Here is a 14907-nt window from a genome sequence, read left to right as displayed (position 1 = left end):
GGGGGAACGGGACATGACGACAGGCCTACCCATTTCCACCATCCTGCTGGTCACCGGCTTCGGCCTGGCGCTGATCGGCCTCTGGGGCATGCTGACCCATCGCAACATCATGCGGATCATCATCTGCTTCACCGTGTTCGATACAGGCCTGCGCCTCGTCATGGTCGCGACCGGCTACATCACCGCCGGCACCGCGCCGATCATCGACAGCGCGCTGAGCAAGGTCGAGGCGGTGAGCCGCGCCATCGACCCGATCCCGTCGGCGCTGGTGGTGACGGCGATCGTCATCGGCTTCGCCGTGACCGCCATCATGCTCGGCTTCGCCATCCGCCTCTACGCCGCCAAGAAGACGCTCTCCATCGACGCGTTCACGGAGTCGAAATGGTAGACGCGCTCTTCCACCCGCTGAACATCTTCCTGCTCGGCCTCGGCGGCGGCTTCGTCATTCCGCTGCTCTACCGGCTCGGCAAGCCGTGGCTGCATGCCGGCTTCTTCGTCGCGCTCGCCGGCATCGTCGCCGTCAGCGGCGTCTCGTTCCTCGGCCTGCTGCAGGGTGGCCCGACGATCGAGGTGCTGACCGCCGTCGGCGCGCCGCCGTTGTCGATCAACCTGCGCTTCGGCATCTGGGAAGGCTTCTTCACCTTCGGCGTCAATCTCGTCGGCCTGCTCGGCGCGCTGCATCTCTGGGATCGCCTCAAGGGCAATTACGGCGCGCTGCTGCTCTATCTCATCCTGGTGATGGGCATAGATGGCATGGTGATGACCCGCGACCTGTTCAATCTCTTCGTCTTCCTGGAGATTGTCTCGATCGCCACCTACGGCCTGCTCAGCCTGGAGCGCAGCGCCGCCGCCATGGCGGCGGCGTTCAAGTACATCATGGCGACGGTGATCGCCTCGACGCTGTTCCTGCTCGGCACGGTGCTGCTCTACTACGTCACCGGCACGCTCAACATCGACGCGCTGATCGAGGCGCGCGCCCAGATCACCGGGCCGATCGGCGCCGCGGCGCTCGTGATGGTGCTCGCCTGCCTGATCCTCGAGCTGAAGCCGTTCCCGGCCAATGGCTGGGGTCTCGACGTCTACGAGACGGCGCCTTCGGGCGTCGCCTCGATGGTCTCGGTCGGAGTCTCTGCCGGCGTGTTCTTCGCGCTGATGAAGCTCCTGCCGCTGTTCCAGGACCAGCTTGGCATCATCGCGGTTTCCGGCGGCGTCAGCTTCCTGTTCTCCAATTTGATCGGCTGCAAGCAGACCAAGGTCCAGCGCCTGCTCGGCTATTCGTCGATCAGCCAGATGGGCCTGATGATGCTGGCGCTGGCGCTTTTGACCGAGATCGGCGCCACGGCCTCGATCCCGCTCGTCGTCGGCGGCCTGTTCGTCAACCACCTGCTCGCCAAGGCGGGCCTGTTCTGGCTCGCCGGCGTGCTGAGGCAGGACGATGTCGACGCGCGCACCAGCCTTTCAGGCCGGCCGCTGCTGCTGGCGCTGCTCGCCATGTTTCTGGTCGCGATCGCCGGCCTGCCGCCATTCCCCGGCTTTTGGGCCAAGTGGGAACTGGTGCTGCAGCTGGCGAGCGCCGGCCGGTTGCCCTGGATCGCCGTGATCCTGACCGGCTCGCTGCTCGAAGCCGCCTACATGTTCCACTGGTTCGTCCGCGCCATGCGTCCTTCCGATGCGAAGGCCGAGGCCGGGCCGGATACGGTGGCGCTGCTGCCGGTCTATGGCATCGCGCTGCTCCTCGCCATTTCCGGCTATGTCGCCGCCCGGCTTTCGGGCGCGGCGTCGCCCTGGATCTTCGCGCCGCTCGCCACCGGCATCGTGCTCTATGCGCTCGACCGGCTGCCCGGCCGGGTCAAGGCCGTGCTGATGTTGCTGGCCGTGGCATTGGTCGGCTCGTGGCTCGCCGAAAGCGCGACGGGGATCGCCTGGCTCTTCGCCGTGCTGCTGCTCGCCGGCAGCCTCGTCATCGCGGCCGCCAGTCTCTATCGCGACGATGCGCGCCCCGGCTATTTCCCGATGCTGGCGGTGCTGCTCTTGTCGATCCCGGCCCTGCTGCGCTCGGTAACCAGCCTCGAATTCTTCTTCAGTTGGGAAATCATCACGCTCGCCTCCTGCTTCCTGATCGCCAAGGGCAGGGGGGCCGGGCCGCATGTGCTGAGCTTCCTGCTGTTTTCGCTCGTCTCCGCCTTCTGCCTGCTCGGCGGCTTCGCCGGCATCGCCTCGGTCAGCGGCACCACCAGCCTTTCGGCGCTGATGACCGCCGGGCCCGACGCCACCACGGCGCTTGTGCTGCTCGGCATCGGCTTCCTGATCAAGGCCGGCGCCATCGGCGTGCATGTCTGGCTGCCCGGCGCCTATTCGGAGGCAGACGACGACTTCACCGCCATGCTCTCGGCCGTCGTCAGCAAGGTGGCGATCTTCGGCCTTCTGACCGGCACCTATCTGGCGATCCGCTCGCAGGCGGCGCTGGAACTGGCGCATGGCATGGCCTGGGTCGGCATGCTGACGACCATCGCCGGCGCCGTGCTGGCGCTGCGGCAGACAGACTTCAAGCGCCTGCTCGCCTTCTCTAGCATGAGCCAGCTCGGCTACATCGTCACGGCGATCGCGCTGATGAGCCATCTCGGCTGGGTCACCGCGCTCTATCTCGTCGCCAACCACATGATGGTGAAGGGCATCCTGTTCCTCGCCATCGCCGGCATCATCTTGCGCACCGGCACGCGCCAGTTCGGCGAGACCGGCGGCCTGGCCCGCGCCATGCCCGTCACCTTCGTCCTGTTCCTCGTCGCCATTGTCTCGATGTCCGGCCTGCCGCCGCTGATGGGCTTTGGCGGCAAGTGGCTGCTGCTTTCGGCCATGACCGACAAGGGCTGGAACTTCCTCGCCGCCGCCGGCCTCCTCGCCACCTTCCTTGGCTTCCTCTACATGATCCGCCTCGTCGCCGGCCTGTTCCTCGGCAAGCGGGTCGCGGGCCAGGCCAATGTGCGCGAACTGCCCTTGGCGCTGCTGGTGCCGCAGGCGCTGCTCGTCGTCGGCATCCTCGTGCTGTCGCTCTATCCGAAGCTCCTCATGGACCCCGTCTCGGCGGCGATCGACCCGCAATTCGCCTCGACACTGGTCTGGCAGGGCATGTCGCTCTACACGATCTACGGCTATTGGAACCCGACTCCGGTGATGATCATCGCGGTCGCGGTCGCGGCCGTGCTCGGCGTCATCGCCTGGGCCGTCTATCGCAGCGGCCTCAGGGGCAGCGGCAATCTCGCCCGCTTCTACGCCTATTATCGCCGCGTGATCGAGCAGGCGATGCCACCGGTCGCCACCTTGTTCTGGCAGGGCGTCACCGACTTCACGCTCGCCACCGCGGCGACCTTCCGACAGGTCTATACCGGCAACGGCCAGACCTATGCGATGGTCGTGCTGTTCTATTTCCTCGCGCTCTATCTCGCGAGCACCGGCCCCGCCGGCTTCTGGATTGCAGGCTGAGATGAGCATGACAGGCACCCAAGACGAGACGATCCCGCTGCACCTGCTGCGGCTGGTGAGCCCCAGCCTGCCGGTCGGTGCGTTCTCCTATTCGCGCGGCCTCGAATATGCCGCCGAGGCCGGCTGGGTGAAGGACGAGGCTTCGGCCCGGGACTGGATCCACGGTACGCTCGAAAACTCGTTCGCCGTGCTCGACGGCGCGCTGTTCTGGCGGATGAGCGAGGCGCTTTCCCGCGACGATTCCCAAGCATTCGACGATGCCGACGCCTGGCTCGCCGCCGGGCGCGAGAGCCGCGAACTGCAGCTCGAGGACCGTCGCATGGGCGAGGCGCTGCTCACCCTGCTCGCCGATCTCGACGTGCCGAAGGCGCAAGCTTGTCTGGGCCGGCCGCTGACCTATCCGGCCGCCTTCGCCATCGCCGCGCATCACTGGAGCGTGGCGCCCGCCGCGGCGCTGAAGGGGCTGATGTGGACGATCGCCGAGGGCCAGGTCGCCGCCGCGATGCGTCTCGTCAGGCTCGGCCATACCGCCGGCCAGCGCATCCTGATCGACGCCGTGCCGGTGATCGAGCGCGCCGTCGCCACGGCCCGCACGCTCGGGGACGACGAGATCGGCAATGTCTCCGTCGCCATGGCGATGGCCAGCGCCTGGCACGAGACGCAGTATTCGCGGCTGTTCCGATCGTAGGGTCTCACCTCTCCCACGGGGAGAGGAGAAGGAAGCGCCTACCTCGTCGCCGCCTTGTAGCGGCGGAGATTGTCCTCCGGATTGGTCGCCTCGGCCGGCGGCACCGGCACCAGTGCCTTGAAGCCGTATTGCCCGATCAGGAGCAGCCAGGTGACGAGCACGAAGGTCGAGGTCAACACCGGCATGCCGATCGGCTTCAGGAAGATGGCGACCGAGGCCCAGAGCCAGGTCGTCACGACGATGCCGAACAGCGTGTAGAGGAAGCTGCGCCAGGTCAGCACCAGGAAGAAGCCGCCGACGGCGATGGCGGTCAGGGCCGCGTTGTAGCCGAAGAGGCCGTCGCGGATCGCGCCCTCGGGGCCGCCGAAGACGACGGCGACCAGCGCCGCGCCGGCCGCGCCGATCAGCGCCATGCCGGCCGAGATGCGCGAATTGACGGCGATGCCGATGACGATCAGGTAGCCGGCGATCCAGTTGTCCTGGAAGAAGATCTGCCCGATGGCGTTGCCGATGCCCATGTACCAGGTGGGCAGGGCATAGGCGATCGCGGCGTCGTACTGGTCGGGCGAGACGGGCTTCGCCAGCGGGCCGGCCTCGATCGCCGCGAACTTCAGCACCGCGAACAGGAACAGCCAGCCGACCAGCACGAAGGGCGAGGTCAGCGCCGCCACCTTGTGGGGGCCGAGCAGCGTGGCGATGGTCGAGAAGGCGACGGTGGTCATCGCCGCGGCGAAGACGATGTAGACGGTCATGGCGACCGAGGGCACGGCGCCGGTGCGAAAATCGGCGCTGGTGAAGGCGACGAGCGCCAGGCCGACCAGGGCGCCGTTGAAGCCGAACAGGCCGTCGCGGATCAGGCCCTTGTCCGCCTTGAGCACGATCGCCGTCGCCGTCGCCACGACGACGCCGAGGATGCAGATCGTGCCGTAGATCCACGAATTGAAGAACAGCGCCAGAAGGATGATCAGGCCCGAGAGCGGGTTGTTCTGGAACACCACCTGGCCGATGCCGCGCAGCGACCAGTCGACGAAGCCGAGCGTCGGATGATCGCGGAACCGGTCCTGGAACGGAAAATCTGCCTGGGCCACGTCTCTCTCCCCCGAGAACGAGTTTCGTTCAAGAAAAACCCCACCGGACAGCGCCGGTCCGGTGGGGTTGTTGTCCGCTGCTGCGTGCTTCCTCAGAACAGGAAGTAGCGCTGCGCCATCGGCAGGCTTTCCGCCGGCTCGCAGGTGATCAGCTCGCCGTCGATGCGCACCTGGTAGTTCTGCGGATCGACCTCGATCTTCGGCGTCAGCGTGTTGTGGATCATGTCCTTCTTGCGCACGCCGCGGGTGCCCTTGACCGCGACCAGCTGCTTCTGCAGCTGCAGCTTCTCGCCGATATTGTCGTCGAGCGCCGCCTGCGAAACGAAGGTGACGCCGGTCTTGCCGCGGGCGCGGCCGAGCACGCCGTACATCGGCCGGTAGTGCACCGGCTGCGGCGTCGAGATGGAGGCGTTCGGATCGCCCATCGGCGCGGTGGCGATCATGCCGCCGAGCAGCACCAGCGACGGCTTGACGCCGAAAAAGGCGGTCTTCCACAGCACCAGGTCGGCGCGCTTGCCAACTTCGATCGAGCCGATCTCATGGGCGAAGCCATGGGTGATCGCCGGGTTGATCGTGTACTTGGCGACGTAGCGCTTGCAGCGGAAATTGTCGTTCCGCTCGCTGTCTTCCGGCAGCGGTCCGCGCTGCACCTTCATCTTGTGGGCGGTCTGCCAGCAGCGAAGCGTCGTCTCGCCGATGCGGCCCATGGCCTGCGAGTCCGACGACATCATCGAGAAGGCGCCGAGGTCGTGCAGGATGTCCTCGGCCGCGATCGTCTCCTTGCGGATGCGGGATTCGGCGAAGGCGACGTCTTCCGGGATCTGCGGGCTCAAATGGTGGCACACCATCAGCATGTCGAGATGCTCGTCGATGGTGTTGACCGTGTAGGGCCGCGTCGGATTGGTGGAGGAGGGCAGGATGTTCTCCTGGCCCGCCGCCGTGATGATGTCCGGCGCGTGGCCGCCGCCGGCGCCTTCCGTGTGGAAGGAGTGGATGGCGCGGCCCTTCATCGCCGCGAAGGTGTCGGCGACGAATCCGCTCTCGTTCAGCGTGTCGGAGTGGAGCGCGACCTGCACGTCCATCTCGTCGGCGACCGAGAGGCAGTTGTCGATCGCGGCGGGGGTGGTGCCCCAGTCTTCGTGCAGCTTCAGCCCGATGACGCCGGCGCGGACCTGCTCGCGCAGCGGCTCGGGGAGGGAAGCGTTGCCCTTGCCGAGCAGGCCGACATTGATCGGCAGCGCCTCGGTAGCCTCCAGCATGCGGTGGATGTACCAGGGGCCGGGCGTCACGGTGGTGGCGAGCGTGCCGACCGAGGGGCCGGTGCCCCCGCCGACCAGCGTGGTCGTCCCGCTCGTCAGCGCTTCCTCGGCCTGCTGCGGCGCGATGAAGTGGATGTGGGTGTCGATGCCACCGGCCGTCAGGATCTTGCCTTCGCCGGCGATGACGTCGGTGCCCGGGCCGATGATGATGTCGACGCCCGGCTGGATGTCGGGATTGCCCGACTTGCCGATCGCCTGGATGCGGCCATCCTTGATGCCGACATCGGCTTTGATGATGCCCCAGTGATCGAGGATGATCACGTTGGTGATCACCAGGTCGGCTACCTCGGCGGCGTTCTTCTGGCTCTGGCCCATGCCGTCGCGGATGACCTTGCCGCCGCCGAAGGTGACCTCATCACCATAGATTGTGCGGTCTTCCTCGATCTCGATCACCAGCTCGGTATCGGCGAGGCGGACGCGGTCGCCCTTGGTCGGGCCATAGAGCGAGGCGTAGTTTTCGCGGGTGATGCGCGCCATCTCAGACCTCCAGCTTTCCCATGACCTTGGCGTTGAAGCCGTAGACGACGCGGTCGCCGGCAAGCGCGACCAGCTCGACCGTGCGCGCCTGACCCGGCTCGAAGCGGACGGCGGTGCCGGCCGGAATGTTGAGGCGGAAGCCCTTCGCCTTGTCGCGGTCGAACTTCAGCGCCGAATTGGTTTCGTAGAAATGGTAGTGCGAACCGACCTGGATCGGCCGGTCGCCCGAATTGGCGACGTCGAGGGTGACGGTGGCGCGGCCGACATTGTATTCGATGTCGCCGTCCTCGAGGATATATTCGCCTGGGATCATGACACGCCCCTACGGTATCGGATTGTGGACGGTGACCAGCTTGGTCCCGTCGGGGAAGGTCGCTTCGACCTGGATGTCGTGGATCATCTCGGGCACGCCCTCCATGACGTCGTCGCGCGTCAGTAGCGTCGCGCCGTAGGACATCAGCTCGGCCACCGTGCGGCCGTCGCGGGCGCCTTCCAGGATCGCCGCTGAGATGTAGGCGATCACTTCCGGGTAGTTGAGCTTGACGCCGCGCGCCTTGCGACGCTCGGCGAGCAGAGCCGCCGTGAACAGCAGGAGCTTGTCTTTCTCGCGTGGTAGCAGTTCCATCGCCGATCCCCGTTTTGGTCCGGTGTTTAGGTTGCCCAGATGCGCGGCGCGCTGGCGGCCTTGCCCTGGCATGAGGTCCTGAGCGCGTCCCAGGCCTGGATGAAGAGTGACTTGCCTTCCGAAACCCGCGGCCCGAGATAGCGGCAGACCACGACATGCTCGAGCTGGCTGACGGTGAAGACGCCGTCGCCGCGACTGCCGACCGCTTCCCGCACCCGCTCGACCGCGTTCTCCGTCGCCGGGCCGGCATAGACCATCGTCCCGAAGGTCGGCTGACCGGCCAGCGCGTAGGCCGCGCCCTGCAGCGCCGATCCGCCGGGAAGCCGCACCCGCTCGAACCAGATCTTGCGGCCGTCGCGCGTGATCTCGATGCGCTGGCGCAGCGTGCCGGTCTCGAAGCGCTCGCCGGCGGCCGGCCGGCCGAGGCAGATGAAATCCCAGCCGACATAGGTGGCGCCCGATTCCAGCGTCACGCGCGTGTCGATCGAGGCGTCGGCGCCATCGAAGACGATGGTTTCCTGCGGCAGGTATTCGCAGACCGCATTGGCGCCGATGTCGATGGTCGTCGCCTGGGTGCTGACGCCGTGTTCGCTGCGATAGAATTTCGTCGCGCCCGGCGTCGTCAGCACGGCGCGCGCGTTGGCCTCGACATGGAAGCGAAGGTCGAGCTGGTCGCCGCCGGCGACGCCGCCCGGCGGATGCAGCAGATAGACGTGGCAGGTGCCGTCCTTTTCCGGATGGAACGGCTTCTGCACGACGAGGGGGCCGAGATGTCGGCGGCGCATCAGCCGCGTCTTGCCGGCGTTCACGGCGAACCAGAGCTCGAGCTCCGCCAGCCAGCGGCTGGGCTGTGCCGCATAGTGCGCGCGCGCCATGGATACGGCGTCCGACGAAGCACCCTCAGCGAGCAAAAGCGGCCTCACCCTGTCACGATCTCCGATCCGGCCTGCCCGTTTGGCGGGCGCGGCGAGCGATTGTGCCGGGAGGCTATCACACGGAGTTGCCCCTCCGGCAATCACAAATATTCATTTGCGTGCTCAAAGACTTGGCAGTTGTGCGCGAGATCCCGGCACTGTGCCTGGCGTCCCGAAAAATGCGGCCCAGCATTTCATCGACGGCAGAAAGGGAGCAAACTGTCCGTCATCGCATTCGCCCTCACGACGCAGCCGATGTCGCTGCTATAAGGGGGCGCAATCCAGGGCCGTCCGGGCCCATGCCGGCGGGCCGGGCCCGCGCATCGGTCGAATTGGGGAAACGGTATGTTGAAGGCAGTCGCGGTTCGCCGCGCAGCGGAGACGGGCGCGGAAGAGCAGGCGACGCCAGCCGGCCGCGCTGTGCTGCAGCATGACGAGCGCCATCTGCGCCGCCGGCTGATCGAGCTTGTCGACGGCCGCAAGGTGATGGTCGACCTGCCCGAGACGGTGGTGCTCGACGCAGGCGACAGCCTGGTCCTGCAGGATGGCGGCCTGATCGCCGTCGCCGCCGCCTATGAGCCTCTTTACGAGATCTTCGCCCGCGACCCGGTGCATCTGCTCGAACTCGCCTGGCACATCGGCAACCGCCATCTTGCCGCGGCGATCGAGCCGACCCGCATCCTGATCCTGCGCGACCACGTCATCAAGGCGATGCTCGAAGGACTCGGCGCGCGGGTCAAGGAGATCGTCGCGCAATTCAATCCGGTACGCGGCGCCTATTCCGGCCATGGCGGCCACGGTCACGGTCACGGCGATCACGGGCATGGCCACGACCACGGTCATGATCATCACGGTCATGGCCATTCGCACGAGCATGGCGACCACCGTCACGATTGATTTCGACGTCGCGGCCGGGCGGCCGCGCGATCCAGCAGGACGAGGCTATCTCTCATGACATCGAAGAACGGACCCCTTCGCGTCGGCATCGGCGGCCCCGTCGGCTCGGGCAAGACGATGCTGACCGAGAAGCTTTGCAAGGCGATGCGCGAGGAATTCTCCATCGGCGTCATCACCAACGACATATACACCCAGGAAGACGCCATGATCCTGGCGCGCCGGCAGGCGCTGTCCGAGGATCGCATCATGGGAGTCGAGACCGGCGGCTGCCCGCACACGGCGATCCGCGAGGACGCCTCCATCAACCTGCAGGCGATCGCCGAGTTGCGGCGCCGGATCCCGGATCTCGACATCGTCTTCATCGAGTCGGGCGGCGACAATCTGGCCGCCACCTTCTCGCCCGATCTCGCCGATCTGACGATCTACGTCATCTCCGTCTGCCAGGGCGAAGAAATCCCGCGCAAGGGCGGCCCCGGCATCACCCGCTCCGACTTCCTCGTCATCAACAAGAGCGACCTCGCGCCCTATGTGAATGTCGATCTCGACGTGATGGAGACCGATGCGAAGCGCATGCGCGGCGCGCGTCCGTTCGGCTTCACCGATTTGATCCGCGGCAAGGGCCTCGACCGCGTCGTCGATTACATCGTCGAGCATGGCGGCCTGCGCATGGACGCCCGCAAGAGCGCGTGAGGGCGCCGGTCGGCCGTTCCCCCTGTGGTCGGAAAAGCAGGATTGGAACCTGCGGCCCCTCGTCCCGAACGAGGGGGGCTTATCAGGGAAATGGCAGGATCTTGCCATTTTCGGTTTCAAGAGTTCCGGTTATATTCACGCTCTGCAATGCTATTTCATTGCGAGGTCTCTGCCGGGTGCGAGTCCCTAGGGGCCGTTCAGAGGCGTAGCCCCCGGCACCGTTGCGCTCAGTCCAATATCGGACAGAGGTTTGAACTCCGCGTGCAAAGCCTCAGGCAACCTGCAGCGGCTCATGTTTTGATCTAGCCGCCTGAACTTCTTCCAGATTGACGATGGTCCAGTGATGCAGGGCCATCAGCGGCTTCTGCAGTGAACGCCCAAGACCCGTTAGCTCGTACTCAACCGCGACTGGGGAAACGGGCAAAACCCTGCGGATTAGAACGCCGTTGGCTTCGAGCCGACGAAGACATTGAGTAAGTGCCTTTTGGGTGACGCCATCCAACTGACGCTTAATAGCGTTGAAGCGCATGGGCCCACTATCCAAGACAGTGAGAACCATCATCGACCATTTATCAGTAATCTGATCGAACAGGGCCCTGCTGGGGCAATCTGCTGAAAAATATACGCATTCCGTCATGGCGGTATACTCCGACCTACTTAGGCGATTCAAGGTGCCTAATTGACACTAGGTCTACAGCATATACCTAGGGGCGCACAACAAGGCCGCGATTGCCGCTGCCATGAGCCTAGAAAATACGGAACAGAAAATTGCCAAGCGTTTTCATCATCAACGGCCACGGCCCTTCTTTCGGCTCCCCCGGAGCGCTCAATGCAGCTTTCGCAGACCGCGCTTCAGGCTTCTTCGTGGGCGAGGGCTATGAGGTCCAGACCACCACAATCGCGTCGGGGTACGATGTCCGTGAGGAAATCCTGAAGTTCCAGAAGGCTGACGTTGTTTTTCTGCAAATGCCAATCAACTGGATGGGGGCGCCATGGGCCTTCAAGAAGTACGTCGACGAGGTCTGGATGGCTGGCATGATGGGGCCGCTATCGAGTGGCGACGGTCGCACGTCTGCGGCGCCGAAGAAAAACTATGGACTCGGTGGCAAGCTGACGGGACGATACATGATCTCGCTCACAGGCAATGCACCTAAGGAATCATTTAACGACCCGGCCGAGAGCTTCTTCGCAGGGATGAGCGAGGATGATTTGCTTCGTCCAATGCACCTCAACTTCAAGTGGATTGGTCTACAGCAGCTTCCGTCGTTCATGGCCTACGACGTGATGAAGAACCCTGAAATCGAGAGTGACTTCCAACGTTTTGATGCTCACCTGAAAGAAATATTCAGAAGATATATTTCGTCTGAATAAGTCTTGAATGTGAGCCGACAGTCGCGGCACGAAACTGTTGCGAGCGGATGCGCCTTCCGAGTCGGGAAGGTTTCGGTGAAGTCACAACCAGCGGTAGGCGACTAGTCCAGCGCCAAAATACCGGCTTCTCGCGCCGCCTTGACGAACATGTGCCTCACGTCGCTATCCAGTGCCTCGCCTTTCAGCGCCCGCATGCACATCTGCATGGCTTCGACGTGGGCGCCACGAAAGCCTGGCGGCCAGTGGTCAGTTAGCCACTCGGCCGCTCGACGACGTCACCGATACCCCCGCGCGTTCCCAGACCTTCCCAGACGAACACCAACTCGAAAGTATGCTTCATCCGCGGCCAAGCAGGGCGGCCGATCAGCAATGCCGAACGCAATGGCTCGATGCAACGATATAGGAAACGGCAGGTGAGGGAGGCGCATTTCGTTGCGCATATCATTGCGGGCCTAACCCGTCCCCCACAGGGGAGAAATAATATTTCTAAACTATTTCAATTAGATAGACGGTCGTGGTGGCGGGATTGGAACCTGCTGCCCCTCGCCCGTGGACCGGATTTCGTTCGAGAGCCCAGGTCCCTCGGTCTCAAGCGGAGTGTAACATTCCACTCTCGGAAATCTTGCTTTATAGACCGCAGGGCGCGCCGACTCGGTCGGCGCCGTCTGGTGCGGCTTCGTGGGTGCTCTGATGGATGAAATCGAATGCGTCGTCGTCGGCGCCGGTGTGGTCGGCCTCGCCGTGGCGCGGGCGCTGGCGCTTTCCGGCCGCGAGGTGCTGCTGATCGAGGCCGAGGACGCCATCGGCACCCAGACCTCGTCGCGCAACAGCGAAGTCATCCATGCCGGCATCTACTACGCGCCGGGCAGCCTGATGGCGAAGTTCTGCGTCGCCGGCAAGCTGGCGCTCTATGATTATTGCGCCGAGCGCGGCGTGCCCCATTCCAACTGCGGCAAGCTGATTGTCGCCGCCGACGCGGCGGAGCGCGACCGGCTCGGCGCCATCGCGGCGAAGGCCGCCGCCAATGGCGTGCTCGACATGCGCGAGCTGTCGCAGGCCGAGGCCATCGCGCTCGAGCCCAATCTTGCCTGCGCCGGCGCGCTGCTGTCGCCCTCGACCGGCATCATCGACAGCCACGCCTACATGCTGGCGCTGCATGGCGACGTCGAGGCGGCGGGCGGCATGGTGGTGTTCTCCAGCCCGCTTCTTTCCGCCAGGCCGGACGGCGACGGCATCGTGCTGTCGATCGGCGGCGCCGAGCCGATGCAGCTGAAGACCCGGCTGCTCGTCAATTCGGCCGGCCTGTTCGCCTCCGCCGTGGCGCGCACGATCGAGGGGCTCGATCCCGCCCATATCCCGACCGAATATTACGCCAAGGGCAATTATTTCACCCTCTCGGGCCGCTCGCCCTTCTCGCGGCTGATCTATCCCGTGCCGGTGCCGGGCGGCCTCGGTACCCATCTCACCCTCGACATGGGCGGCCAGGCGCGCTTCGGTCCGGATGTCGAATGGATCGACGAGATCAACTACGACGTCGACGCCTCGCGCATCCCGCTCTTTGTCGAGGCGGTGAAACGCTACTGGCCGGACGTCTCCGCCGACCGGCTGCAGCCGGGCTATGCCGGCATCCGTCCGAAGATCGTGCCGAAGGGCGCGCCGGGCCAGGATTTCGTCGTCCAGGACGCCTCGGTCCATGGCGTCCCCGGCCTGATCAACCTGTTCGGCATCGAATCCCCCGGCCTGACGGCGTCGCTGGCGCTGGCCGACCACGTCGCGCAACGCGCGGCGGGGTAGGGGACAATCGCCGCGCGACTGGAACTCGGCTCGGCAATCTCCTAGGGTATGGCTCTTGTCGTCCGGGGGGGCGGCCTTTCCGGGCTGGGCATTGTGCGGCGTTGCTTTCTCTTCTTGCTGGTCATGGTGCTTCTGGCGCCGGCGTCCTCCCGAGCCGCTGACTATTTCGACGCCAAGATCGCGTTTGAGCGGCTGGACAGTAGTTCCAGGCTGACCATCCCGCTGATGCTGGTCACCATTGGTCACTACAACGGCATGGTGAGTGGAGAGCTGAACAGGCGGATCTATCGCGGCATTCTCGAATATCAGGCCAGTCTCGGTGCGCCTGCGACTGGCATCCTGACCCCGAGCCAGACGGAAAGCCTGCATCGGGTCGGCTTCCAGGTCTGGCGCAACTGGGGCCTGCAGAGCAGCGAAATGCCGATGGGGCGCGGCGTGCTCTATCTGCCCTTCAATCTCGTCGGCTATGCGCAACCAACCGCGCGCGGCCGCGCCTATGAAGCAGCCGACAGTTCGGTTGCAGTCGATCTTTCTGTCTACGCGCCGGGCGAAAGCTCCCTCGCGGCGCTTTATGCCAAGCTCGCCAAGACGGGCGGCCGGCGCGCGGTGAAGTACAAGGTCCTGCGCAGCGACTTCTTCGTCGTCTCCGGCACGCTCGGTTCGCGCGACTACTATACGAAATTCGCCTATGACCGGGGCTATCTGGTCGGTTTCACGCTGGCCTGGGATCCGACCCGCATGGGCGTCGGCGACCGGCTCGCCGTCCTGATGTCCAACACCTTCTTCCCGGGCGTGAAGCCGGAAGCCTCGCCGATCGCGGAAGATCGGAGCGAGCCGATGCCGGCCCAGGTCGCCGCTGTTCCGCCGCCCGCGCCTGCCCAGCCGGAGCCGTCGCGCGGCGGCGTCAGCACGGGCTCGGGCTTCTTCGTCAAGGATGATGGGCTGGTCGTTACCAACAACCATGTCGTCGAGAACTGCACGTCGATCGACGTGCTCAAGGTCGGTTCTGCCACCATTCTGGCGCGGGACGTCAGCAACGATCTGGCGCTGTTGCGCACGGCCGGGCAGGGGCGCTCGGTGCAGTTTCGCGCCAGCCCGATCCAGCTCGGCGAGGCGGTGTACGCGCTTGGCTATCCCTATGCCGGGACGCTCGACAATGGCTTGAACTTCACCAACGGCCTGGTGAGCTCGCTGGCCGGCATCCAGAACGACAGCCGCTACATTCAGGTGACCGCGGCCGTGCAGCCAGGCAATTCCGGCGGGCCCTTGATGGACGAGTTCGGCACCGTCGCCGGCGTCGTCACGGCGCGCCTCAACGACATCAACATGCTGAAGAACTCGGGAAGCCTTCCGCAGAACGTGAACTTTGCCATCCGTTCCGATTTCGTGATGAGCTTCCTGCGCGCCAATGGCATCGAGCCGAATTCCGCTGGCGGTAGCGGGGTGAAGATGCCGGCATCGGATATCGCCGCCAGGGGGCGGGAGTTCACCGTCCAGATCGTCTGCGCCGAGGCGGGATGACGGTCCCGGCCTTGGCCGGAACCGTCATTTGCGAGCGAAGCTC

The 14907-nt window shown here is 65.2% G+C and carries 14 protein-coding genes and 1 pseudogene; 8 read left to right on the top strand and 7 right to left on the bottom strand.

Annotated features, from left to right (window positions below; genetic code table 11):
- The first annotated feature begins 13 nt into the window (after positions 1 to 13).
- From OSH07_RS22905 to OSH07_RS22895, 3 genes are read left to right on the top strand one after another with little or no spacing between them, the layout of a single operon-like run.
- Positions 14 to 388 (top strand): sodium:proton antiporter, encoded by a 375-nt coding sequence (locus tag OSH07_RS22905; protein WP_266341032.1) that lies wholly within the window; start codon positions 14 to 16, stop codon positions 386 to 388.
- Positions 382 to 3480, top strand: a complete 3099-nt coding sequence (locus tag OSH07_RS22900) for a complex I subunit 5 family protein (protein ID WP_266341031.1) — start codon at positions 382 to 384, stop codon at positions 3478 to 3480. Before OSH07_RS22905 ends, OSH07_RS22900 begins: the two co-directional genes overlap by 7 nt.
- A gap of 1 nt (position 3481) precedes the next feature.
- Positions 3482 to 4168, top strand: coding sequence for an urease accessory protein UreF (locus tag OSH07_RS22895; RefSeq protein ID WP_420909673.1), 687 nt, complete (start codon positions 3482 to 3484; stop codon positions 4166 to 4168).
- Between the two features lie 38 nt (positions 4169 to 4206).
- On the opposite strand, the gene OSH07_RS22890 is transcribed toward OSH07_RS22895, so the two are convergent.
- The 5 genes from OSH07_RS22890 to OSH07_RS22870 all read right to left on the bottom strand — a co-directional run bounded on the left by OSH07_RS22890 (position 4207) and on the right by OSH07_RS22870 (position 8552).
- Positions 4207 to 5256 (bottom strand): urea transporter, encoded by a 1050-nt coding sequence (locus OSH07_RS22890; protein WP_266341029.1) that lies wholly within the window; start codon positions 5254 to 5256, stop codon positions 4207 to 4209.
- A gap of 92 nt (positions 5257 to 5348) precedes the next feature.
- Positions 5349 to 7052, bottom strand: coding sequence for an urease subunit alpha (ureC, locus tag OSH07_RS22885; RefSeq protein ID WP_266341028.1), 1704 nt, complete (start codon positions 7050 to 7052; stop codon positions 5349 to 5351).
- A gap of 1 nt (position 7053) precedes the next feature.
- Positions 7054 to 7365, bottom strand: a complete 312-nt coding sequence (locus OSH07_RS22880; RefSeq protein ID WP_266341027.1) for an urease subunit beta — start codon at positions 7363 to 7365, stop codon at positions 7054 to 7056.
- A 9-nt stretch (positions 7366 to 7374) separates the two neighbouring features.
- On the bottom strand, positions 7375 to 7677 hold the full coding sequence (ureA, locus tag OSH07_RS22875) for an urease subunit gamma (RefSeq protein ID WP_266341026.1): 303 nt from the start codon (positions 7675 to 7677) through the stop codon (positions 7375 to 7377).
- Positions 7678 to 7703: 26 nt separating this feature from the next.
- Positions 7704 to 8552, bottom strand: a complete 849-nt coding sequence (locus tag OSH07_RS22870; RefSeq protein ID WP_266341025.1) for an urease accessory protein UreD — start codon at positions 8550 to 8552, stop codon at positions 7704 to 7706.
- A 384-nt stretch (positions 8553 to 8936) separates the two neighbouring features.
- On the opposite strand from OSH07_RS22870, the gene OSH07_RS22865 reads away from it, so the two are divergent.
- Positions 8937 to 9488: an urease accessory protein UreE gene (locus tag OSH07_RS22865; RefSeq protein ID WP_266341024.1), complete on the top strand. Its 552-nt coding sequence runs from the start codon at positions 8937 to 8939 to the stop codon at positions 9486 to 9488.
- A gap of 54 nt (positions 9489 to 9542) precedes the next feature.
- On the top strand, positions 9543 to 10178 hold the full coding sequence (gene ureG, locus OSH07_RS22860) for an urease accessory protein UreG (RefSeq protein WP_266341023.1): 636 nt from the start codon (positions 9543 to 9545) through the stop codon (positions 10176 to 10178).
- A 271-nt stretch (positions 10179 to 10449) separates the two neighbouring features.
- Here ureG and OSH07_RS22855 read toward each other — a convergent pair whose 3' ends face one another.
- The gene (locus OSH07_RS22855; RefSeq protein ID WP_266341022.1) at positions 10450 to 10815 is read right to left on the bottom strand and encodes a winged helix-turn-helix transcriptional regulator; all 366 of its coding nucleotides are present in this window, start codon (positions 10813 to 10815) and stop codon (positions 10450 to 10452) included.
- Positions 10816 to 10946: 131 nt separating this feature from the next.
- On the opposite strand from OSH07_RS22855, the gene OSH07_RS22850 reads away from it, so the two are divergent.
- Positions 10947 to 11549 (top strand): NAD(P)H-dependent oxidoreductase, encoded by a 603-nt coding sequence (locus OSH07_RS22850; protein ID WP_266341021.1) that lies wholly within the window; start codon positions 10947 to 10949, stop codon positions 11547 to 11549.
- Between the two features lie 101 nt (positions 11550 to 11650).
- On the opposite strand, the pseudogene OSH07_RS24535 reads toward OSH07_RS22850, so the two are convergent.
- Positions 11651 to 11809 (bottom strand): annotated as a pseudogene (locus OSH07_RS24535) (DUF982 domain-containing protein); the annotation flags it as partial.
- A gap of 430 nt (positions 11810 to 12239) precedes the next feature.
- Between OSH07_RS24535 and OSH07_RS22845 the strand changes: the two are divergent.
- Both OSH07_RS22845 and OSH07_RS22840 read left to right on the top strand, forming a co-directional pair.
- Positions 12240 to 13343, top strand: coding sequence for an NAD(P)/FAD-dependent oxidoreductase (locus OSH07_RS22845; protein WP_266341020.1), 1104 nt, complete (start codon positions 12240 to 12242; stop codon positions 13341 to 13343).
- A 123-nt stretch (positions 13344 to 13466) separates the two neighbouring features.
- On the top strand, positions 13467 to 14864 hold the full coding sequence (locus OSH07_RS22840) for a S1C family serine protease (protein ID WP_266341106.1): 1398 nt from the start codon (positions 13467 to 13469) through the stop codon (positions 14862 to 14864).
- Positions 14865 to 14907 lie beyond the last annotated feature (43 nt).

Source organism: Kaistia nematophila, assembly GCF_026343855.1.
Taxonomy (GTDB): Bacteria; Pseudomonadota; Alphaproteobacteria; order Rhizobiales; family Kaistiaceae; genus Kaistia; species Kaistia nematophila.
Note: the sequence above shows the minus strand (reverse complement) of the source record. Positions and strands in the feature narration are given on the sequence as shown.